We start from the raw sequence: 21,585 nt of genomic DNA, 5'->3' as shown, positions 1-21,585 counted from the left end.
TAAAACCCACCGTCTGCACAAAGTTTTTGTCTGATTATCTATGATTTGCTATCTTGTACATCTACAGAGTCAAATACAAAAAACAAGCTAGACAATTTTTAAGTAAACCAAAATGAAAAGAAAAGATTTTATTAAAAACACACTGATAGGAGCCGTTGGTATTACCATATTACCAAGGCATGTACTAGGAGGACAAGGCTTTTTAGCCCCCAGCGATAAGATCAATTTGGGTTATATCGGTACAGGGAAGCAGAATAGCGGTTTATTGGGCGCTATCGCCAAGTGCCCTGAAACAATGGTGTTGGCAGCAAGTGATGTAGATAAACGAAAGCTAGAACATTTCGTTCATGCTGCAATCGCTGAAAACAAAAAGAAGGCGGCAACTGAAGTGACGCCTTATGAACAGTATCGGGAATTGTTGGAAAGAAAGGACATAGATGCCGTCGTGATCGCATCTCCTGATCATTGGCATGCGCAAATGGTGGTAGATGCCGCAAAAGCCGGGAAGGATATTTATTGTGAAAAGCCGCTATCATTAACGATAGCGGAAGGTAGAGCGATGGTTAATGCCACGCGTAAGTATAAGCGAGTTTTTCAAACGGGCAGTATGCAGCGATCGCAACAGTTTTTTAGAGATGCTGCCAATCTAATAAGGAATGGCTATATCGGAGAAATTAAAGAGATCAACGTTTCGATAGGTGGGCCTGTCAGGGCATGTGATTTGCCAACCTTACCAACACCTGATTACCTAGATTGGAACAGCTGGATTGGCCCTTCTTTATATAGAGGGTATCATCCTACACTTTCCCCTCCATTAGGTGATAATAGCTGGGCGGGTTGGCGAAATTATCAGGGCTTTGGTGGAGGCTATGTGACAGATTGGGGAGCGCATATGTTTGATATTGTTCAGTGGGCCCTAGATATGGATGATTCCGGCCCGGTTGAGTTTGTGCCTCCACAACAACCGCTTGCACAAGAAGGTCTATACTTTAAGTATGCTAATGGTATTCAAGTGAATCATAAAAGATGGATAGATAACAACGCAATACAGTTTATAGGCACCGAAGGTACGATTGAAGTAGCAAGAGAATTCCTTCGTTCAAAGCCTGAGTCGCTGGTTAAAACCACCCTTAAAGCGAACGATAAAAAAGTATACCACAGCGAAAATCATTATCAGGATTGGATTGATGCGATTAAAAGTAGAAAACATCCAATTGTGGATGTCGAAATCGGGCATCGTACTGCAACGGTTTGTAATGCGGTAAATATCGCTTATGAATTACAGCGGCCATTACAATGGAATCCCAAAAAAGAATTGTTTAACGATCCTTACGCCAATGCGATGCTGACAAGGCCATATCGTGGAAACTGGGATTTTAACGATTTTTAATTGCTTTCATTTAAATCCCCCTACGCTATCTGATGTAGGGGGAGAAGTGGTTCGGCTTTAATGATTTTCTATCGTAAATAAATCGTTTGGATTTTCAGAATATTTTATAACTTTGTAATTCAAAGTACTTTTTATGAAAGAAAATGAAGCATTAGCAGAATTAAGTTCCATTCGAAGTTTAATGGAGCGTTCTGCCAAGTTTATATCGTTAAGTGGCTTATCAGGAGTAATGGCTGGCATTTATGCATTAATCGGTGCTTTTTTCGGGTATCGCATTGTCTATCAGACGGGGGCTGGCTTGGGGTATCGTGAGCATTATGTGAATGATCAGTTTGTAATCACTAAACTTAGCCTGGTAGCGCTGGTGGTATTGTTGTGCTCGATAGGTACAGCAGTAATATTAAGTACAAGGAAAGCAAGGCAAAAAAAACAGCAAATTTGGAACGCTGCAAGCAAAGGCTTATTAGTGCATGGCGGTATTCCGTTGATAACCGGTGGTCTATTAATACTTATCCTTTTATATCGGGGATATTTTGGAATTATTGCCCCGGCCTGTCTGATTTTTTATGGATTAGCCTTGGTTTCCGGTAGCCATTACACTTTTAAGGATATTAAGTGGTTGGGTTTTTCTGAAATCCTTTTAGGACTTTTAGCGGCTCTGATGCCCGGTTACGGACTCTTCTTCTGGTCAGCCGGCTTCGGCGTGCTTCATATCATTTACGGTTTGATTATGTACTATAAATACGATAGCTCAAAATAGTGTTAGAACAGTTCGACAAAGCCTTTGAAAGCCGGATTCGCTTGCAGATCATGAGTGTACTGGCAGCCAATGAAAGTTATGATTTCAGCTCACTAAAAGAGCTATTGGAAGTAACAGACGGTAACTTAGCTTCCCATCTTAAAGCATTGGAGAAAGAAGCTTATATAGCTGTAAACAAAAGTTTTGTAGGGCGTAAGCCGAATACCCGTTACGTAGCGACTGAGGATGGAATAGAAGCTTTTAAAAGACATCTTAAGTCGCTTGAAAAATTGATAAAACAACAAAAGTAATTTTTTTTTATACCTGTACTTTGAAATGCAAAGTACTTTTTAAATATCAATATGGAAAATCAACAAGAAAAAAGTAGTTTAATTGACTGGGTCAGGTATTCTATTGGTGCTAAACTGATCACGGTAGCGTTTTTAAGCTTATTATTGCTCATCCCGTCCTCATTGGTAACTGATCTGATTCACGAGCGGCAGGGTAGGCAGGAGGAGGTGAAAAAAGAAGTTGCCAACAGTTGGGCAGGAAATCAGTATATCGGAGGGCCGGTTCTGGTAATTCCTTATAAAACGTGGATGGAAGATCGGGATTCAAAGGGCAACGTTAGCACAAAGGAAGTTATCCAGCAGGTGTTTTTATTACCCGATGAGTTGCATGTAGAGGCCAATACCGAGCCTAAAGTATTACATCGTGGAATATTTGACGCTGTTGTATATCATGCTACTATTAACGTAAAAGGTGCCTTTGCGGCGCTCGACCTTAAGAAAGTAGGAGTTGATCCTCACTTTTTGCAGTGGGAGAAAGCACAGCTTATCGTTGGTGTTAGTGATGTTAAGGGACTGCAAAAAATTCCTACCTTAAACTTGTCTGGCGTCACCCAGGAAATGGAATCTGATTTTTCGGGACTCAATGTTTTCGAAAACAGTTTAAGTACTAATATCGATCTAAGCGAGAATCAAAGCACTAGGAAAACATTCAGCTTTGCACTAAATTTACGAGGTAGTGAAGGCCTATACTTTATGCCTTTGGGTAAAAATACCCACATCGCTATCGCAGGGAAATGGGCCAATCCAAGTTTTGCTGGAGCTTATCTCCCTGAAAAGCGTGCAATTGATGATTCCACATTTCAGGCGGTCTGGAACGTTCCTCATTTCAACCGGCCATATCCGCAGCAATGGCTTGGCGCGGATGGCACAAAGATCAGAAACAGCGCTTCTGCTTACTACTGTGGAAGTAGCTTTCTTTTGTCGGTGGATCAGTATCAGAAAACCATGCGCTCTGCAAAATATGCGATGCTCATCGTCATGCTTACCTTTGTTTCATTGTTATTTACCGAATTGATAACCAAGCGACATGTCAACATTATACAATATGTGTTAATTGGTGGTGCCATGGTGGTCTATTACAGCCTATTGCTGTCGTTTAGTGAGCAAGTAGGCTTCAATTGGGCTTACCTTATTGCTTCCGCTGCAACTATCATATTGGTGGGTATCTTCATTTTTTCCATTCTTAAAAATAAAGGAACCGCTGCGCTGCTGGCCGGAATATTAGCTGTTTTTTATCTCTTTATATATGTTATTATTCAGCTACAGGAGCTCGCACTTTTGGTAGGTAGCGTTGGACTATTTATTACGATAGCCTTGCTGATGTACACTTCTTCCAAAGTGCATTGGGAAAAACGTATTAAAACATAGTCGCTGAGAATTCCAGATCATCTAGCTGTATATTTTACGCACAAAAGATACGACTCATCGGGAACTGTACCTAGTTATAGCTCCCTTTACCATTTAAAAATTTTAAAGTCCGATTTGTGGGCGGAAATTTCGCATGAATTCTCTTTTGAATATTTTTTGAATACTTTTATACCCGCAAGGCGGTACCTAATTTCGGTAAGGGACTTTTATGGTCGTGTGGAATATACATTTTTATCGCTGAGGGAGGCGTTAAAACATTTTTAACCAAAAAATAGAATATATGTTAATAATCAACAATTTCGAAGAATATAAATTGCACGTAGGTAAAGAGTTAGGAGTTTCCAATTGGCATAAAATAGATCAAGAACAAATTAATAAATTCGCTGATGCTACACTAGACCATCAATGGATACATGTAGACAGCGAAAGAGCCAAAAGTGAAGGGCCATTTAAAGCAACTATTGCGCATGGATACCTGACCTTATCATTAATCCCTTATTTGTGGAAGCAGATTGCAGATATTCGCAACATTAAAATGGAGATCAACTATGGTATAGAGCGTTTTAAATTTGGTCAAGCAGTGCTGGTCGATAGTGAAGTTCAACTGAAAGCTAAGCTTAATTCAATCGCAAATTTGAGAGGAGTTACCAAAGTGGTGATTGAAGCGACGCTGATTATTAAAGATCAACCAAAACCAGCTTACACGGGTGATGTAGTATTCTTATATCATTTTATATAATGCGCTAAATAAATACCGCACTTCCGCCTTAAAAACAATCTGAAAGATGATGGATTTTTTGTCGGAGTGCCCCCCTTCCTTTGCCGTAATACCTGTCTTTTTACAGTGATTAATTTACTACTTTTGTTAAAGCCTAAAGGCATAAAACCTAAAGGGTTGTGATTCGTGAAATTTAACTTTGCGACTTACTAATTAAACAAGAACCATTAACAATTATAAATTAATAAAATATGAAAATTGTAAAAACAATCCTCTGTGTATTATTTGGCTTAATGTTTATCAATGCTGGTTTAGATAAATTTCTTCACTACATGCCGGTCCCTCCACTGGAAGGCGAAATATTAAAAGTGGCAGAAGCTATGATGCAGATTAAATGGATGATGCCCCTCGTAGCTGCCATTGAAATTATAGGCGGTCTGTTATTTATTCTACCCAAAACCAGGGCACTAGGAGCCATCGTCATTTTACCCATCATGGTAGGTGTGATTTTACATAATGCTATCTATATGCCGTCTGGTTTAAGTATTGCGGGTGTAATGTTTCTAATCAACCTTTGGGTGATTTTTGATAACTGGAAAAAATATCGTGTACTCATAAGTTAATTAAATTTTTTTTGTTTTTATTAACTTCGAAGATTTTAAATCTGTCATTATTTTAGTCCGGATACGTTATCCGGACTAACCTTTGTTAATTTCCTATGATACCCGTTTTGAGATAATCCATCCTATATTTTAACCCGAAAAAGATCTATTACGTTTTAACTAAGTCTCAAATTTAATATTAATGTTCCGGCAAAGTTATTCACTCCGGAGGCTCTTCACTGGGTTTGCCAATGCTGCTTTTATTGCCTGGAAACTAATTGTTGCAAGTGCAATAATTATGGCAACAAGCCCTCCAGCAACAAACAACCACCAACTGATGCTGATGCGATAGGCGTAATCCTGCAACCATGTGTGCATATAATACCATGTAATGGGTGTGGCAATCGCAAAAGAAATGGCAATGAGTATGATAAATTCTTTTGAAAACAAATAAACGATATTGCCTGTGCTAGCGCCCAATACTTTACGAATACCCACTTCTTTGATTCGCTGTACAGCCATGAAAGAGGCTAAACCATATAACCCCAAACAGCTCAGGAATATCGCGATGGCCGAAAAAATTTTATACAAAACGGCTAACTGATTTTCCTGTTTGTAAAAACTTTCAATTTTATCATCAAGAAACTTGTACTCGTAAACATAATCGGGAAATGTTTGCTCCCATGTTTTTTTAATAGCTGACATGGTGGAAGAAATATTTGTAGTCGCAAGTTTTATTCCAGCCTGGCGATACATGGTGCCATTTGTGGTAATAAGCAATGGTGCAAGCGTATGATGAAAAGACCGATCATTAAAATCTTTCAATACACCCACAACAGGACATTTTATTAGATCATCAAACATGCTTATCTCTTTGCCCAATATATCTTCCGGATTTTTTAATCCCAAACTTTTTACCAGCGATTCATTCACCAAAAATTCTCTTGTCATATTGGAGGCTTGCAAATTTCTTCCGGCTACCAGTTGTAATTTATAAGTCGGTACATATTCGTTGTCGGCGAATTTGGCAATCGCTTGAAAGTCTGCTTCTTTTATGGCATGGTCATATTTTAATGCGGTCCATAGATCATTATCGTTTTCAACTGGTGCGCTAGAGCTGAAGCTTGCTGCCTGCACGCCATTTACCGACAATAACTGCTGCCTTAAATAATCCCGCTGCACTGCACTGTCCGGGCGGAAGGGAACCGTGACTAGGGCTTCTTTATCGAAGCCTAGGGGTCGACTCATAAAATAGTTCATTTGCTTGACGATGACGAGTGTGCCGATGATTAGCGCCTGTGCAATGATGAATTGAAACACGACAAGGGCTCTCCTTAGTGAAATCCCCTTTGTGGTATTGATGGTGAGTTTACTCTTAAGCGCATGAATAGGATTGAAACCTGATAAAATGAGCGAAGGATAAAAACCGGCAAGTGCGGTTACGAGAATTGTTACTATCAACAGAAATAGAACAATTGCAGGATTCTTGAATATATTGAATGAAAGGGAAAGTTCTAAAAGTTGATTGATGGATGATAAGGCGAGAATGCTAATAACGGTTGCAAGCACGACAGCACAGGCAACGATCAAGAAGGTTTCAACAATGAATTGGATTTGCAATTGTGGTTTGCTGCTTCCCAAAACTTTTCTTACGCCAACTTCCTTTGCACGATTAACGGCCTGTGCAGTGGAAAGGTTGATAAAGTTAACGCAGGCAATTAACAGAATGAAGGCCGCAATTAGCCACAATACATTGATCAGCTCTCGGCTGATGGTTTTGTTACTGTAATTACCTGTTTGTGTGTCATAATGCACGGCACTTAACGATTGTATAATATGGCTATCTTTATTGTCTGGGGGCAGCGCTTTTCGCGAGTATGCGCTTAGCTGTTGATTAAAATAATCAGCAGAAATATTGGGCGGCAACAAAACGTAGCAGCCAAACTCTGGTGCTGTTGCGTTCCAATTTGGGATTTGTAATCCGTATTTTTTGTCTCCTGTAAAATCGGTTCCGAAGGCGATTACGAGTTTCAGCTGAAAATCTGTATTGGCCGGTATGTTCGCGAGAATGCCTGAAACTTTCAGGGCGACTGGTGGGGACTGAAACAAGCCTGCACCGATGCGGTAGGATCCTGTTATTTTTAGGGTTTTCCCGATGGCTGTTTTCCAGTCGCCGAAATATTTCGCTGCAATCTCTTTTGTGAGCAATACATTGTTAGGGTCTTTTAATGAAGCATACGACCCTGCGAGCAGTGGAAAATTAAATATCTTAAAGAATGATGGCCCGGTATAAAATACACCGTTCTGCTCTTTAAAATTCTTTACCGGGCTTCCATTAGCATCAAGTATTTGTAACTGATCGTCATGGCTTGCATAGACTGGGGCTACTTGTTCTAATTGAGGAAAAGCTGTTTTCAAACCGGGGGGCATTGGAAAAGGAATGCCTTTTCCATAAGAAATGTCTGTTGCATCTGCGTGATGATATTCGCTTAATACACGATAGATACGATCTTTCTTTGCGTGAAAATCATCGAAGCTAGTCTGGAATTGTATAATGATAAAGATCATCATACAAACGGCAATACCAACTGCCAAGCCAGCAACATTCATGGCAGCATAGCTTTTATTGCGTAGTAGATTGCGTCGGGCTATTTTAAAATAATTCTTGAACATAAGATTGCGGTTTGATTTCTCCCGAGACCACTTTGTGGTGGTTTCATGGTTCGAAATTACTGCTGCAAACTGGCTATGGCGTTCCAAATTATAAGATGGGCCCTTTTTTTTAAGATCGTTTTTATAGGTTACCGGGCTTTTTCCGGTCATTTGTTTAAAGGTGCGGTTAAAAGTAGTTTTAGAATTGAATCCTGATTCATACGCGATGCCCAGCAGGGTGAGGTGGTCATAAGCGGGGTCCTGCATTTTCTGAACGACATCCGCAACGCGATATTGATTGATGAAATCATTGAAGCTCTTTTTGAGCACGGTGTTGATGATCCGGGATAATTCGTGGGTAGTCAACTCAAGCTTTTCGGCCAGCGAACTTAAACTGAGCTCGGGATCTTTGTAATAGCAATTGGTTTTAATAACTTTTTTCAGCCAAAGGCCTTTGTGCTTCAACTCAGCTGGCAGCGGTGCTTTTAAAAAGGAAGGTGCATCTGTTTGTACGCCAGTTTCCGGTTTTAAGAGGGCTATGACTGCCATCCAGATGGCCATTGCCACTAAAAGAAGGTACAGAAAATAATAAGCTTGGATGCCTAACTGGTAATGATAATAAAAATAGTCGACAGCGGTGAGGGGTATCCACAACAGCCATAACAAACTGAAACCTAAAAGTAAATGATGCAGCCACCGCAATGCGTACCGATGTCGATCGCCCCTGTTGAATTTTAGGCCTCGGTAAAAGCATTCTACCAGCCGATGAGAGATATACAGGTAGGTGCAGACCGAAATAAACGCCAGCAATTGTAATATAGGATTCAGCTGGTGAAAGGTCAGCGTATGATAGGTGGCGCCGCCGGTCCGGATACTCTCCCGTATTTCCAGTACCAAAACGCCTTGTTCGAGCAATAACGGTCCGAAATGCAGAAGATCTTTAAAGCGAAATGGACTGTTCGGCTGGGTTATTTTGCGGACATAAAAAAAGATCAGCGGACCCAATGCCAGCGAGAATTGCAGCGGCAGCCAGCTCCAATGAGAAAAATAGGACGCAAGACCGATGTTCTTGCCTAACACCCAAAGCAGACACAACACCATCGTAACCAGGGCTAAACTCAAAAAGCGGTTTGCAGCCCGGTTAATTCTTTTGGCAAACCCCAACTGCAGCGCAAAAGAAAGACCGATGAATATGACTCCTAGGAAGATCAGGTCGTAGGGGGTGATATGAAATATATATGCGTTCAAGTTTTTCTCTACTTCAATCTCTGTTCCAAACAATTAACATGCTAATATAGAGTCAAATGCATTTTATTTATGCTAATTAATGTAACGATAACGAACATAGGACTGTACGGTTTTGAATTGCAGATCAAAAAGAGCACAAATAGCAGTAAAGTTATTTGCGTAACATGGCCTCTTTGGAGCACCGGAGCATGGAAAAGTTTCAAATTATAGAACCCTGCCCAAACGTAAGCAGGTTATTATCTGGATCGAGCAGGGAAAACTCGCGCTGTCCCCACGGTTTTAATTCGAGGAGGCCATTGGGGTGTATGGCTATTTTATTGTCTAATAGCCATTGGTAAAGTGTTTCAATCTCAGTTGTGCGAATGTACACTTGTCCGTAGTTTTCTTTAGGATCAAGTTCTTTAAATTCAAAAAAGTGAATCTGGATATCGTCCTTCTGTACCATCAGGTAGCCATCATAATCTGCACTTCCGTATGCTTGAAATCCCAGCTTACCTATATAATAATCCATCGTAACAGCCTTGTCACGCATGGGTAATTTAGGGTTTATAGTTGTCAGCATGATGTTATGTTTTAAGGCGTTGGTTTCCCAACGCCTTTCGAATAACTATAGTTAAAATTGGTGGTTACTGCACCAGGTCAAACCTGTCTGCGTTCATTACTTTAGTCCAGGCAGCTACAAAGTCTTTTATAAATTTATCTTTTCCATCTACACTCGCGTATACCTCAGCAATCGCTCTAAGTTCCGCATTCGAACCAAATACCAAGTCGGCACGGGTAGCAGTCCATTTAGGTTGTCCAGTTGCTCTATCATAGCCTTGGTAAAGCTCTTTATCTTCAGAAACAGCTTTCCATGCTGTGTCCATATTAAGCAAGTTTATAAAAAAATCATTCGTTAATGCCCCGGGAGTGCTGGTGAAAACACCATGAGCAGAACCATCAAAGTTTGTATTCAATACGCGCATACCACCAATCAATGCAGTAAGTTCTGGTGCCGAGAGCCCAAGTAACTGCGCTTTGTCAACCAGTAGTGATTCGGTGGATACAGAAGAGCGCTGTTTGCGATAATTGCGAAAGCCATCGGCAGCAGGTTCTAGAAAGCCAACGGATTCTATATCTGTTTGCTCCTGCGAAGCATCCATGCGCCCAGGTGTAAAGGGAACGGCAATATTATGGCCCGCATCTTTAGCTGCTTTTTCCAGTGCTGCACAGCCCGCCAGCACAATTAAATCAGCTAGCGAAACTTTTTTACCGCCAGAGGGCGCTGTATTAAATTCCCGTTGAATGCTTTCTAACACATTCAATACTTTGGTAAGTTGAATAGGGTTGTTCACTCGCCAATCTTTTTGTGGCGCCAGACGAATCCGGGCCCCATTCGCCCCACCACGTTTATCCGATCCGCGGAAAGTAGCAGCAGAACCCCATGCTGTGGATATCAACGCTGATATGTCCAAACCCGCGTTGAGGATTTTTGCTTTCAGCATCACAATATCATGCGCATCTACCAATTGATGGTCAACAGCCGGGATAGGATCTTGCCAAATCAGCTCTTCCTTCGGTACATCGGGCCCTAGATAACGATCGCGAGGGCCCATATCACGATGTGTAAGTTTAAACCATGCACGGGCAAACGCATCGGCAAATGCATCGGGATTTTCAAGAAAGTGCCTGGATATTTTTTCAAAACCAGGGTCAAGTCGCAAAGAAAGATCAGTGGTGAGCATCGTTGGCGCATGTTTTTTTGACGCATCAAATGCATCCGGAATAATATCACCGGCATTTTTTGCTACCCATTGATGTGCACCGGCAGGGCTTTTAGTTAATTCCCATTCGAAGCCAAAAAGGTTTTCAAAAAAGTTATTGCTCCACTTGGTGGGCGTTTTTGTCCAGATCACTTCAAGGCCACTGGTAATGGTATCTGGTCCTTTCCCTGTACCATAACTATTGCTCCAGCCCAAGCCCTGCAGTTCCATTCCTGCAGACTCAGGCTCTTTTCCTACATTAGTTGCAGGGGCTGCACCATGTGTTTTACCGAAGCTGTGTCCCCCTGCAATCAAAGCAACTGTTTCTTCATCATTCATCGCCATACGGCCGAATGTATCACGGATGTCTTTTGCGGCAGCAATAGGGTCTGGGTTACCATCTGGGCCTTCTGGGTTCACGTAGATGAGCCCCATTTGTACGGCAGCAAGGGGCTTTTCCAGATCGCGGGAGTGGACATCACCATCCGCATCATCGTCAGACACCAGTACACCGTGACCTTCTTTCACGCCCTCCGAGCCATGTGCATAACGAACGTCGCCACCCAGCCAGGTCGTTTCAGCACCCCAGTATACATCTTCTTCAGATTCCCACGTATCTTCACGCCCTCCGGCAAATCCAAATGTTTTAAAACCCATTGATTCTAATGCTATGTTACCTGTAAGGATCAACAGGTCAGCCCAGGAAATTTTACGTCCATATTTCTGCTTAATTGGCCAAAGCAGCCTGCGTGCTTTATCTAGACTTACATTGTCGGGCCAACTATTAAGTGGTGCAAAGCGCTGCTGCCCTGCTCCGGCACCACCACGGCCATCACCCACACGATAGGTACCTGCACTATGCCATGCCATACGGATAAACAAGGGACCGTAATGACCAAAATCTGCCGGCCACCAGTCTTGCGAGTCCGTCATAAGCGCATGAAGATCTTGTTTTACAGCTTCTAAGTCCAGGCTTTTAAACGCTTCGGCATAGTTAAAATCAGTATCCATCGGATTAGATTGGGAAGAATGCTGACGTAGAATGTTTAGTTTTAATTGATTGGGCCACCAGTCTCGATTTCTAGTGCCACCACCTCCAACAGGCTGCTTTAATGCTGCGCCATGGAATGGACATTTGCTGATATCTTTTGACTCCATTTTAAAAATTGTTAAGGTTCAACGTAATTTCTAAGGGTTTAATCACAAGCATAACAAGTCGTGAGTACCAAGATAAACAATTTACCTTTTATTTACCAAAATCAAATAAGGATTAATACATTTCTATGTTCCGCATGGAGATTTCGAAGATCAATTTTCAGCTTGTAACCATCGCCATCGTTTTCCCCAATCTAACAGCACATCGTTTCGCCATTTTAGCACTGTTTTACCTCCCTGTTGTGTATCGTCAAAAAGTTCAGTATCCTGCTTGTCGGTAAACCAATTTTCTCCCAACTGATAGTCGTAGGGTCTCGATTTTCCAGGCCAGACATTATCTACTACTAACTGCCCGTGCTGTTCTTCGAAACCGGGGATCTCTGACGTAATCGTATACGATAATGTTTCCGTCTGTTTTGGACAGTATTTTATCGCATAGTTGCTCTTACCCAAATAAAAGCCGTCCCACTTTTGCTCTCCAATACCCGCTTGAACAGTCATAGTGAAACAGGCCGAGTCTGGGTGGATATTGATTTCAGGTCCTTTGAAATGGAGTTCTACTACCGAATACACCGTTACCGTGTCCGTCAGCGTAGTATTACGGTTATAGATGATTCGTGGACTGCGATCAAACTTTTCAAAACTTCCTCCCCAGCTCTCCTTAAGCGGATCGTTCGGATCACCATCCATCATATAGAGTAATGAAGGGGTGTCGCCCATTTTAATAACGCCTTTATAGTAATTTTTAAAATCTTTACCCAGATAGCCAGCCTCCTGAATGTAACAATTATAATAATTAGCGTTTTTCAAGCTGTCGGGTGCCTTATTATCTGAAAAGAATCCATTATAAGATCCATTGGATTCAATAAACCAAAGATTGGGAAAGTTTTTGACAATATAAGCATAGCTATTGGCACTCCATTTCTTATTCGGGCCACCGATCCAATAGACCTTTATCTTGTTTTGAATCTCCGGAGCATCATGCAATGCCTGCGCTAGATCGTCCAGACCACCCCATACCAATACCCATAGAGGTTGTTTAGCTTTCTTTTTAGCACATCGGATGATCCAGTCCGAACCTTCCGTTGAGCTGGTATATCCTACGAATGGTGCGGCACCATGTCTGCCCTGTTTACATATAGCTCGTAATGCATCGGGTGAAGGGTATCCTTGCTGATGCTGTTTGAGTTGTGGCAAATCTTTTTCATACAAATCGATCATATCCAGTATATGCTGCTTTGTACCATGTCCATAAGAGGGCGAAGATACAAGACCCTCATTTTCGAACAGGTGGCTATACATAAGAAAATGGGCCATTGATTGGTTGTCATCCGGATCAGTACCTCCAATGTCTGTGCTTATTAGGATGCGAGGTTTGATGGGTGTTGGCTGCTGCGCTGTGAGTGTATACGGCACAATTAGTATGAAGTAGATTAATAAGGACTTTTTCATAATTTCAGGTAGCTTATTTTTAATGGTTAACCTTACGGTAGACTTGTATTACGACAATTATAATAAGGTGAAGGATCATTTCCAACGGTAGTTCCTTAAAAAAAAGCGCAATCGATACCGATTATGTAGTCACTTATGGAGCACAAAAAGAAAAATTCTAAAGATGAAGGCAATTTCTTTTCAGATATGGATGATTTATTTAGCTTTAGTGTATAGGCAATAAGTGTCCCAGTTCAATACGAACGAGGAATTTCTGCTGATGTAAAAGTGACAGAAATGATCATCAGTACATGAAAATGCTGCATTACCACTCTAATTACCATACCAGTTAATTGATTGAGATTGCCCGTCGCTGGAATGTTGCTTGGCCATGATATGTTCATACTTTTTAGGCTTTGCACCGATGTGTTTTGCGAACAATCGGGAGAAGTGACTCAAATTGGAGAACCCCATCCTGTATCCAACTTCTGTTATCGTGTATTCACCCGTGCGAATCAGTTTGGCAGCCTCTTTCATCCGTTCTTGCTCATAATAACGGTAAAGACTTTTTCCATGTACCAATTTAAATAAACGTCTCATTTTAGCTTCGCTGAGGTGAACCCTGTTTGCAAGTTCCTTAAGACGAGGGGGAGTGGAAAGATTGGTAAGAATGATTTGCCTCACTAGATCAATTTTTTCCCTGTCTATTGTTTTTACCCGACTTAAAATCTCACTTTCTCTGTCGAACATACCTGAGAAAACAGTATGAATTAGTTCATAGACTTTAGAAAGATAAAATACTTTATCAAGGGGCCCGCTCGACCGTTTATCAAACAGTTGCTGAATTAACCGCAAATCATTATCCTCCAAACTCTCAAAAGTGAATGGTTGTCTGCCTGATAGAATATTTTCTATGAGTTCTATGGTCTTATGTCGCTTGAGTACCTTGTTTAGAAAGGTTATTCTTATCTCAATGATTAGGATAATGATATTATACCCAGAAGGATAGAAATTTTCGCAGGAAATATTCCCTGGTATGATATGAAGGGATGGTACAATATCTCCGGTTGCTGAGAATCTATTAAAGGGATTTCGATCTGGTGGCCCTGACAAACTGTAGCGGATGATCACTTTTTTTTTCCCACTGGCTGGAGGCAAACATTTTACAAGCATGTCGTTCGTGAGCCTCATATTGAATAACAGTAAATCCAACCCTGGTTCAAGCTGCTGCATTAGCATATACCCTTCCCCATACCTTTCAGGAATTGTCATCCGACATTCAGCAGAGTTACTGTCCAGCGCCGCAATAAATACTTTAATAAACGCTGGTTCCCCAGTAGCAAATTGAAATTTCATAGGAATAGGGCCGTATACAGAAACGACTATTTTTTTAGCAAATATAGCTATTTTGTCATATTGACACTAGGTACTTTTGTATGGGTTTGCAGGACGTGAAAACGATACTACTATTGAAAGGTAGGTTATTTGAATATTTATAAAATAAAAAAAATAGCTGGATATGAATGACATTACCGAACGCGATTCATTGCTTCTTTAAGTGAGGTAAAATATTCGTTTTTCCGGAAAGAATAAAGGAAGGGTGCCCGATGTGATTTGCCCGAATAGTGTTTATCCTGTCTTTCTAAGGTATTAGTTGCTAACATCGTGCGCTGGAAGTTGGCACGGTCAAAGTGCCTTCCGAGGATTGTTTCGTAGATGACTTGTAGGTCTCTTAACGGAAATTTGACAGGTAACAGGTTATAGCATATCGGCTGGTAGTGGATATGGTAATGCAACGTTTGTAGTGCTTTTTCAATTATCTGATTATGGTCGCAGATCAGATCAGGAATCTCGTTCAAGCGATACCAGGAGTATTCGAGAGAAATGTCATTATTCATCGATATAACCTTTTGGAATTCAACCAGCGCATAGTAACCTATGGTGATATAACGTTTCGTCATCAAGTCTGCTACGCTGTCTTCATGATGAGCTTGCAATGATTGATTTCCCTGTCTGTTGACCTTGCCAAAGGCATCGAAAGGCTTGAAAAAAAGATCATTCAGTAGTGTGCTGTCATATAAGACTCTTTTAACGGCATCATCAATATCCTCGTCATTATATATAAGACCGCCAGGGAGTGCCCATCTGCTCGTGTTACTCGGCTTCAATAGTAAAACCAGGAGTTCGCCGGCCTGAAAGCTAAAGATAGCGCACTTAACCGATACCGAAGGAAGGAACCTTTCGGGGTGGTTAAAGAGATCATCGATGGTTGAGTTGGGTTTGGCGGGTTCCATATGGTAAAAAAAGAAAAAAAAGTGTTGGAAACGAAATGTTTTCCAAAACTGAACACAATGAACAGACAGATCAGTGTCTTGTGTGAAAAGTTGAGAAGAATAGTATTAGAGAGATGAAAATGACCACCGATCCAAAAAATCGACCTTATAACCAAAAGAGAAATGAATTTTAATAATATTTCTATTGAAGCAAAACATCAGCTCCTAGATAGTGTACGAAGCGACACGATGTATGCCATCGATTATCAGTTGTATGGTGTCAGAAAAACACTTTATTCAAGAATTATCTCCAGTAATAAACCAGCAGTAGCAGATGTTCCCGAGATGGAGGAGCTGTATTTTTATTTTTCTGCAGTTACGCTTATTAAGCAGCTCCATGGTGAAGGGCTGTCTCCTGATATATTCATTTCTGAAGTCTCTCAACTAGGATCTGCCTTCACGATCGGAAGCTATCTACAACTTGTAGGAAGGGGAACAAAAAAAATCTTCGGACTGCTGCGGGAATCTGACCCATTTTCGAAAGAGACGGGGTGGTATACCATGGAACGTATATTCGGCTCTTCCGGCCGGGAAATAGGGGGGAGGGTCCTTTGTTCAAACAATGGTGTCGCACTGAAAACCTATGAAGCAGACGCCATTTTGTTGGCTCAAAAGCTGGCGATACAGCTCGGTTTGGAGATTGGTCCGGTGTCGGGAGTAAATCTGCTGCGTGCCATTGAACTGCAAAATTGGACGGATGATGAAGAGTCGATGATAACGGTGTTTCAAGATGATATCTCTGCGCTGCAAAAAATCCAACCGCAATACCATGATGCTGAAAAACGGCTTAATGCTTATAATATAGCCTTTCTCGACTATAGAGAATTGCGAAAAGTCCCGGAGGCATTTTTTAAACAACTTTTGGGACTGGTTTAAGGACAGACTTATGCCATTCTTCTGGATTTTTATCATCAGAACGTGATAACCTAATGTATAATTATAAAGTCCTATATAAACATCTATATTCCTTTTTAAATGCAAGCTCAGTCGTCTTTCTTAAAATCCTGATAAGACTGCTTAATGTATTCATATAGTTCATAATTTGACCATTTATTAACCTCTTCTATATTAGGCTCGTATTTTGCTTTAAAGGTCTCGATTTCGTTTTCTTCGATGGGTACCACCCGTTTTATAGTTTGTATGTTAAACTTTGCATCAATTTCATTGAATTCGATCTGTTGACGAATATAATTGTTAAATCTTCTTACCTTTTTGCCGTCTTTACCCAACAGTTCGCGGAAAAAAGTTATTGGGCTGCCACTAAAAGGGGATAACAACGCGATCGGTGGCTTTCCCCCAAAATATATACTATTTCGTTTACTATACTCCACGGCGGTTTCTTCCAGAGTACTCTTATTTTCGATAGTTGCATTTATACTGACCTCGTCCAAAAGAATAGTACTGTCCAAATAAATTGTCGTATGCTCATAACTTTTTACCAGTGCATATTTTTTTGGTAATCCTGGGAGATATACCTCCAAGGAATCACCCAATTGCGCGTTTATATGGAAATTACCGAGATTGTCAGGCTTCGTTGAAATGTTTCTTGCCAAATTATGTATACTTACATCAGTCACTTTTACCCGCTGAATAGTTTGTATGTCGTTCAATACAACCGTACCACTTAGCTTTTTCTCTTGCCCATATAAGGCATTTGCAGGTAAAGAAAGAACTAAACACATGAAAAAAAGTTTATAATCACTCATTAGTCGAAATTAATTATAAACAAGTTTATAACCGGTTGTTTAACATTATTTAACGCACAGCTATAATTGATCTCCTGGCTTTCTGAAAGTTCCTGATGCTTATTAATGGGTAGTTAGAAGGGGCCTCTTCTATTTATTCATACTAATAGGTTTGATTTCGGCCATTACAACTACTTATCCATTAATCGAATCCAATCTTTAACAACTGCTTGGAGATTATCTTTATGTTTTTTTACGTCATTCATAGACTGAAATTTTGCATAGGCCTTCCCTTTAGGTCCTGGCTCAAGTACTCCTGTTTTGTTGTTCAGTAACTCACCTTTGTGAAAAATCACTGCTACGAAATCTTTTACTCTTGGATTAAAGGTTGCCATCGGTTCTTTATAGTCAAAACTTGGTCCACCCCATTTCACATCTTCTTCCAGCATTTGGCTAGCTTCCCGTATAATTGTTATTACAGCTTCCATTTCTGCCTTTAACGGATGCGCGAGTTTGCTCATAAACTCATCAATTTTTGTCTTTTTCATTTGTTCCTATTTTTTGTGATTAAGAATATAACCTCGCTGAATTGAAATGCAGTGAACGTTTGTTTTATCTGGTTGAATAATCAGTTCATAAATCGTATTTATAATAACCCTTTCATTAGCTGATGATAGTACAAATATGAAACCTTCTTCGGTGAAAAACATTTACATTTGTTGAGAAAACGGAAATAGTTTCATCACCGCTCAACTTGTTGGGGAAAAGTAGTAATGTTATTTATTCGAGAAGATACGACTCACCTGCGTTGGCGTAACGCCAAGATACGAAGCGATGTGATGTTTTTTTATTCGCTTACTTAGTTGGGGATATTTTTTAATAAAATCTTCATACCGGTCTTTTGCTGTATTTTGTCTGAAACCAATCTCTTCGGGCTCCTTTTCAATTATCCAATGCAGCTCCATATAATTAATGTAAAACCCAGCTATATCTTGATACTTCTGAGTAAGCGCTTTAAACGCCTCAAAATTATATTCCCAAACAATTGAGTTTTCCAGCGCTTCAATGGTAGTCGCACTGGGACTTTTGCTTAAAAGAGATGTTGTAGATGCTGCGAAATAGCCTTCCGAAAAAAAACGTTTTATGTAAACATTTCCATTTTCAGTTAAAGCATATTGAGAGAATAGACCTCGCGAAACAAAAGCAATATTTTTTGCAGTTTCACCGGCTCTGATTAAGAAACTTCCTTTTTTATATTCTTTTCGTTTCAAAATTTGCATCCATGCCGATGCTGCAGCTGGCGTCAGCTGATTATAATTATTTACTTTAAGAAAGAATTCTTCCATTTTGCACTTGAAATAGGTGTCTCACTCAAAGATATCGCTCTATTTACTATTTTAATAGATAACACATAGCAACCTTTTCAGTAGAACATTTGTTAAACCGTAGATTCCGATCTACTGCTTTTTTTACATTTAATTATATGGAATGGCTGATGCTCATTGATTTCTGTTATTTCAAATAACCCCACTTGGTCAAATGCTGCATGGATTGACGCGCTATCATAAAAAAACATTTTAACGCCATCAAATATTTCGTAACGATCCTTGCTAACAAATTTGCCTTGTCCATACGTGTGAGCTTCTTTTGAAATGACTGTAAAGACCATATATCCATTTTCTGAAAGCTGATTATAGCAGTCGCTAATGAGTTTCTTCCTTTCGTCGGCATCCAATAAATGAATTAACGCATAGCAAAATATCCCATCATACTGATATTCATCGAAGGGCATATCGGTTACAGAACCATGGTAGATGTTCATATCACTGCCGTAATGTTTCCTCGCCATTTCAATAGCCGTTTTTGAAATCTCAATTCCTGTTACAGCTATTCCGTTTTCTTTGAAAATCTGCGCATTCCGCCCATAACCAATTCCTGGTATCAGGATGTTTTTTACTGATTTTTGGACAAAAAACTCCTTCGTCAATACGGCAGATTTTGACGGCTCAAAGCCCCACATTTCCTGCTTTTCGATAAAGCTAGATTCCCAAAATTCAGGTTTTTCATTTTTATTTGTCACCATCTCTTCCTTTAGATTATTAAATTACGTAATATACAAAGAAATACCTCAATGTTTAAAGAAACAATGTTTTGTAAGCAGTAAATTATATCCAATAACTATTCCGCATGTGATGAAAAAATAGTTTTTTTAGAGTAGTTAGTTAAATAGTTTCCTGAACTCCAGCGGAGAAAGGTTGGTCTTATTTTTAAAAAGCTTGCTGAAGGATTGTGAGTATTCAAATCCTAAAGCATAAGCTACTTCACTTATTGATAAGCTGGTGGTCGACAGTATCTCCTTCGCTTTTTCAATAAGTTTACCATGGATATGCTGTTGCGCATTTTGCCCTGTCAGCGAACGTAGCATGTCGCTCAAATAACTTGAGGAAAGGTTTAGATGCTCGGCAAGGTATGCTACGGTAGGCACACCCTGTCTTAATGACGCTTCGTTATTGAAATAGTCATCCAATAGTTCTTCGAGCTTTTCCAACAGATCATTGTTCACTGCCTTACGGGTGATAAATTGACGCTTGTAAAAGCGATTAGCAAAATTTAGCAGCAGCTCAATCTGAGAAATAATGACGTCCTGACTAAAATCATCGATCCGGCTGTTCAGCTCCTTTTCGATCATCCGAAAAATGGAAATAATTGTTTCTTTCTCATCGTCTGCCAGGTGCAGTGCCTCGTTAGTTGAATAAGAAAAGAAGCCATAGTGTTTCATCTTTTTGGCTAAGGGATAACTCAGAAAAAAATCCGGATGAATGAGCAGTGTATAGAGCGAACATGCAGCAGCATCGCCGTCTTCTTCGCTATTGCTACCAATAACCTGATTGGGAGCTGCAAACAGCATACCGCCGCCGTCAAAATCATAATAATGTTGGCCGTATTTCAATTTTCCGCTAAGCCTTGGTTTGTAAGATATCTTATAAAAATTCAGGACATGGGAGCCAGATAGTACATTCGGATTGATCTGGATATCTGCACCGTTTATCAAACTGATTAGCGGATGCCGCGGCTTGGGCAAGCCGAAAGCCTGGTATGCATCCGATATAGACTGAAATTTATGGGGATTAGTTTCGTTCCTTTTCATTTTAAAAGCTAAATATAACGATAACCAACATCATTTAAAATATCGGTTATCGTTGACTTCAATGAACAGTTTCCGGATGTTTACTTTAATTGGCCCTGAGCTGAGTTGGAAACGTCTTTCCAGGCTTCCCAAATCGCCAAACGATCCTTGTAGGCATTCTGTGTCCAAGGTAAGCAATGGCTGCCTAAAAAGAACCTCAACGGCGGTTCTTCCGCATCCACAACTTTGAAGAGCGCCTCGGGGGTCGCGTTCGGATCGCCCCGTTCTATTGTTTTTAAGCTATTATCGAAAAACGTAGTTTTAAAATTTTCGTAAATATCGAGGCCAGCGGCAAACTTTAAAGACTGTTGGCTGCCAAACTCGGTGGCATAGGCGCCGGGTTCAATGATCGTTACATTGATACCAAATTGCTTGATCTCTGCAGCCAAGCTTTCATGGATCGCCTCGAATGCCCATTTTGAAGAACAATAATAACCTATTACAGGCAGCGTTACATGGCCAAGGTTGCTTGAAGTACCCAATATGTGGCCGTAACCTTGTTTACGGAGCAGTGGCAGCGCCGCCTGAATAACAGATACCGGGCCTAAAATATTCGTTTCATAAAGTGCTCGGACATCATCGGTACTCGCTTCTTCTATCGTGCCAACCAATGAATACCCCGCATTATTAAGAACAATATCGAGTCTTCCAAAGTAAGTATGGGCCTGTTCTACCGTAGCTTTCACCTGATCCGGATTGGTTACATCGAGCTTCAATGTTAGGACGTTTTCGCCAAATTTTTCCTTTAGATCGGCAATACTTGCCAAGTCACGCGCTGTAGCGGCCACTTTATCGCCGCGTTTAAGAGCAGCTTCCGTCCAAACGCGACCAAAACCTCGGGAAGCGCCAGTAATAAACCAAACCTTATTAGTTTCATTTCGATGTGTCATATCTTATTTTTTAAAATTAATAACACAAAGATCAACTGCTGCTATCACTATCTTGTATGCTAAGCGAGGGATTTTGTATTCGAAATGAGAAAAAT

General features: G+C 40.5%; 19 protein-coding genes. 7 read left to right on the top strand and 12 right to left on the bottom strand.

Annotated features, from left to right (window positions below; all coding sequences use genetic code 11):
- Positions 1–112 precede the first annotated feature (112 nt).
- The 6 genes from BMY50_RS14200 (at position 113) to BMY50_RS14175 (ending at position 5,188) form a co-directional block, all read left to right on the top strand.
- Complete coding sequence (locus BMY50_RS14200; RefSeq protein ID WP_093325570.1) at positions 113–1,390, top strand: Gfo/Idh/MocA family protein; 1,278 nt, start codon at positions 113–115, stop codon at positions 1,388–1,390.
- 133 nt (positions 1,391–1,523) lie between these two features.
- Positions 1,524–2,150: a hypothetical protein gene (locus BMY50_RS14195; RefSeq protein ID WP_093325568.1), complete on the top strand. Its 627-nt coding sequence runs from the start codon at positions 1,524–1,526 to the stop codon at positions 2,148–2,150.
- Positions 2,150–2,440: a winged helix-turn-helix domain-containing protein gene (locus BMY50_RS14190; RefSeq protein WP_238383768.1), complete on the top strand. Its 291-nt coding sequence runs from the start codon at positions 2,150–2,152 to the stop codon at positions 2,438–2,440. Before BMY50_RS14195 ends, BMY50_RS14190 begins: the two co-directional genes overlap by 1 nt.
- A 51-nt stretch (positions 2,441–2,491) precedes the next feature.
- Positions 2,492–3,847 carry a cell envelope integrity protein CreD gene (gene creD / locus BMY50_RS14185; RefSeq protein WP_093325566.1) on the top strand — a complete coding sequence of 452 codons (1,356 nt, stop codon included), beginning with the start codon at positions 2,492–2,494 and terminating at the stop codon, positions 3,845–3,847.
- Between the two features lie 280 nt (positions 3,848–4,127).
- On the top strand, positions 4,128–4,586 hold the full coding sequence (locus BMY50_RS14180) for a MaoC family dehydratase (protein WP_093325565.1): 459 nt from the start codon (positions 4,128–4,130) through the stop codon (positions 4,584–4,586).
- A 230-nt stretch (positions 4,587–4,816) separates the two neighbouring features.
- Positions 4,817–5,188: a DoxX family membrane protein gene (locus BMY50_RS14175; RefSeq protein ID WP_093325563.1), complete on the top strand. Its 372-nt coding sequence runs from the start codon at positions 4,817–4,819 to the stop codon at positions 5,186–5,188.
- Positions 5,189–5,383: 195 nt separating this feature from the next.
- Here the strand turns inward: BMY50_RS14175 and BMY50_RS14170 are convergent, their stop codons facing one another.
- The 6 genes from BMY50_RS14170 to BMY50_RS14145 form a co-directional block, all read right to left on the bottom strand.
- A complete protein-coding gene (locus tag BMY50_RS14170) occupies positions 5,384–9,067 on the bottom strand; it encodes an ABC transporter permease (protein ID WP_139202262.1) in 3,684 nt (1,227 codons plus the stop codon).
- A 199-nt stretch (positions 9,068–9,266) separates the two neighbouring features.
- Positions 9,267–9,629 (bottom strand): bleomycin resistance protein, encoded by a 363-nt coding sequence (locus BMY50_RS14165; protein WP_093325559.1) that lies wholly within the window; start codon positions 9,627–9,629, stop codon positions 9,267–9,269.
- A 64-nt stretch (positions 9,630–9,693) separates the two neighbouring features.
- Complete coding sequence (katG, locus tag BMY50_RS14160; RefSeq protein WP_093325558.1) at positions 9,694–11,967, bottom strand: catalase/peroxidase HPI; 2,274 nt, start codon at positions 11,965–11,967, stop codon at positions 9,694–9,696.
- Between the two features lie 150 nt (positions 11,968–12,117).
- Positions 12,118–13,416 carry a nucleoside hydrolase-like domain-containing protein gene (locus BMY50_RS14155; protein WP_093325556.1) on the bottom strand — a complete coding sequence of 433 codons (1,299 nt, stop codon included), beginning with the start codon at positions 13,414–13,416 and terminating at the stop codon, positions 12,118–12,120.
- 312 nt (positions 13,417–13,728) lie between these two features.
- Complete coding sequence (locus BMY50_RS14150) at positions 13,729–14,751, bottom strand: helix-turn-helix transcriptional regulator (protein ID WP_093325554.1); 1,023 nt, start codon at positions 14,749–14,751, stop codon at positions 13,729–13,731.
- Positions 14,752–14,924: 173 nt separating this feature from the next.
- Positions 14,925–15,689 (bottom strand): NUDIX hydrolase, encoded by a 765-nt coding sequence (locus tag BMY50_RS14145; RefSeq protein ID WP_093325552.1) that lies wholly within the window; start codon positions 15,687–15,689, stop codon positions 14,925–14,927.
- Between the two features lie 162 nt (positions 15,690–15,851).
- Here BMY50_RS14145 and BMY50_RS14140 point away from each other — a divergent pair, with 162 nt between their 5' ends.
- A complete protein-coding gene (locus BMY50_RS14140) occupies positions 15,852–16,604 on the top strand; it encodes a hypothetical protein (RefSeq protein ID WP_093325550.1) in 753 nt (250 codons plus the stop codon).
- A gap of 107 nt (positions 16,605–16,711) precedes the next feature.
- On the opposite strand, the gene BMY50_RS14135 is transcribed toward BMY50_RS14140, so the two are convergent.
- From BMY50_RS14135 to BMY50_RS14110, 6 genes are all read right to left on the bottom strand, one after another.
- Positions 16,712–17,434: a hypothetical protein gene (locus tag BMY50_RS14135; protein ID WP_093325549.1), complete on the bottom strand. Its 723-nt coding sequence runs from the start codon at positions 17,432–17,434 to the stop codon at positions 16,712–16,714.
- 170 nt (positions 17,435–17,604) lie between these two features.
- On the bottom strand, positions 17,605–17,961 hold the full coding sequence (locus BMY50_RS14130) for a DUF1801 domain-containing protein (protein WP_093325547.1): 357 nt from the start codon (positions 17,959–17,961) through the stop codon (positions 17,605–17,607).
- Between the two features lie 228 nt (positions 17,962–18,189).
- Positions 18,190–18,759: a Crp/Fnr family transcriptional regulator gene (locus tag BMY50_RS14125; protein ID WP_093325545.1), complete on the bottom strand. Its 570-nt coding sequence runs from the start codon at positions 18,757–18,759 to the stop codon at positions 18,190–18,192.
- A 92-nt stretch (positions 18,760–18,851) separates the two neighbouring features.
- Positions 18,852–19,496 (bottom strand): class I SAM-dependent methyltransferase, encoded by a 645-nt coding sequence (locus BMY50_RS14120; protein WP_093325543.1) that lies wholly within the window; start codon positions 19,494–19,496, stop codon positions 18,852–18,854.
- A gap of 135 nt (positions 19,497–19,631) precedes the next feature.
- On the bottom strand, positions 19,632–20,561 hold the full coding sequence (locus BMY50_RS14115; protein WP_093325541.1) for a helix-turn-helix domain-containing protein: 930 nt from the start codon (positions 20,559–20,561) through the stop codon (positions 19,632–19,634).
- Between the two features lie 80 nt (positions 20,562–20,641).
- A complete protein-coding gene (locus tag BMY50_RS14110) occupies positions 20,642–21,490 on the bottom strand; it encodes an SDR family NAD(P)-dependent oxidoreductase (protein ID WP_093325539.1) in 849 nt (282 codons plus the stop codon).
- Positions 21,491–21,585: the final 95 nt, after the last annotated feature.

Origin of the sequence: Olivibacter domesticus (assembly GCF_900109575.1) — a bacterium.
Taxonomy (GTDB): Bacteria; Bacteroidota; Bacteroidia; order Sphingobacteriales; family Sphingobacteriaceae; genus Olivibacter; species Olivibacter domesticus.
The sequence above is the reverse complement of the archived record's forward strand: the minus strand, read 5'-3'. Positions and strand labels throughout refer to the sequence as shown.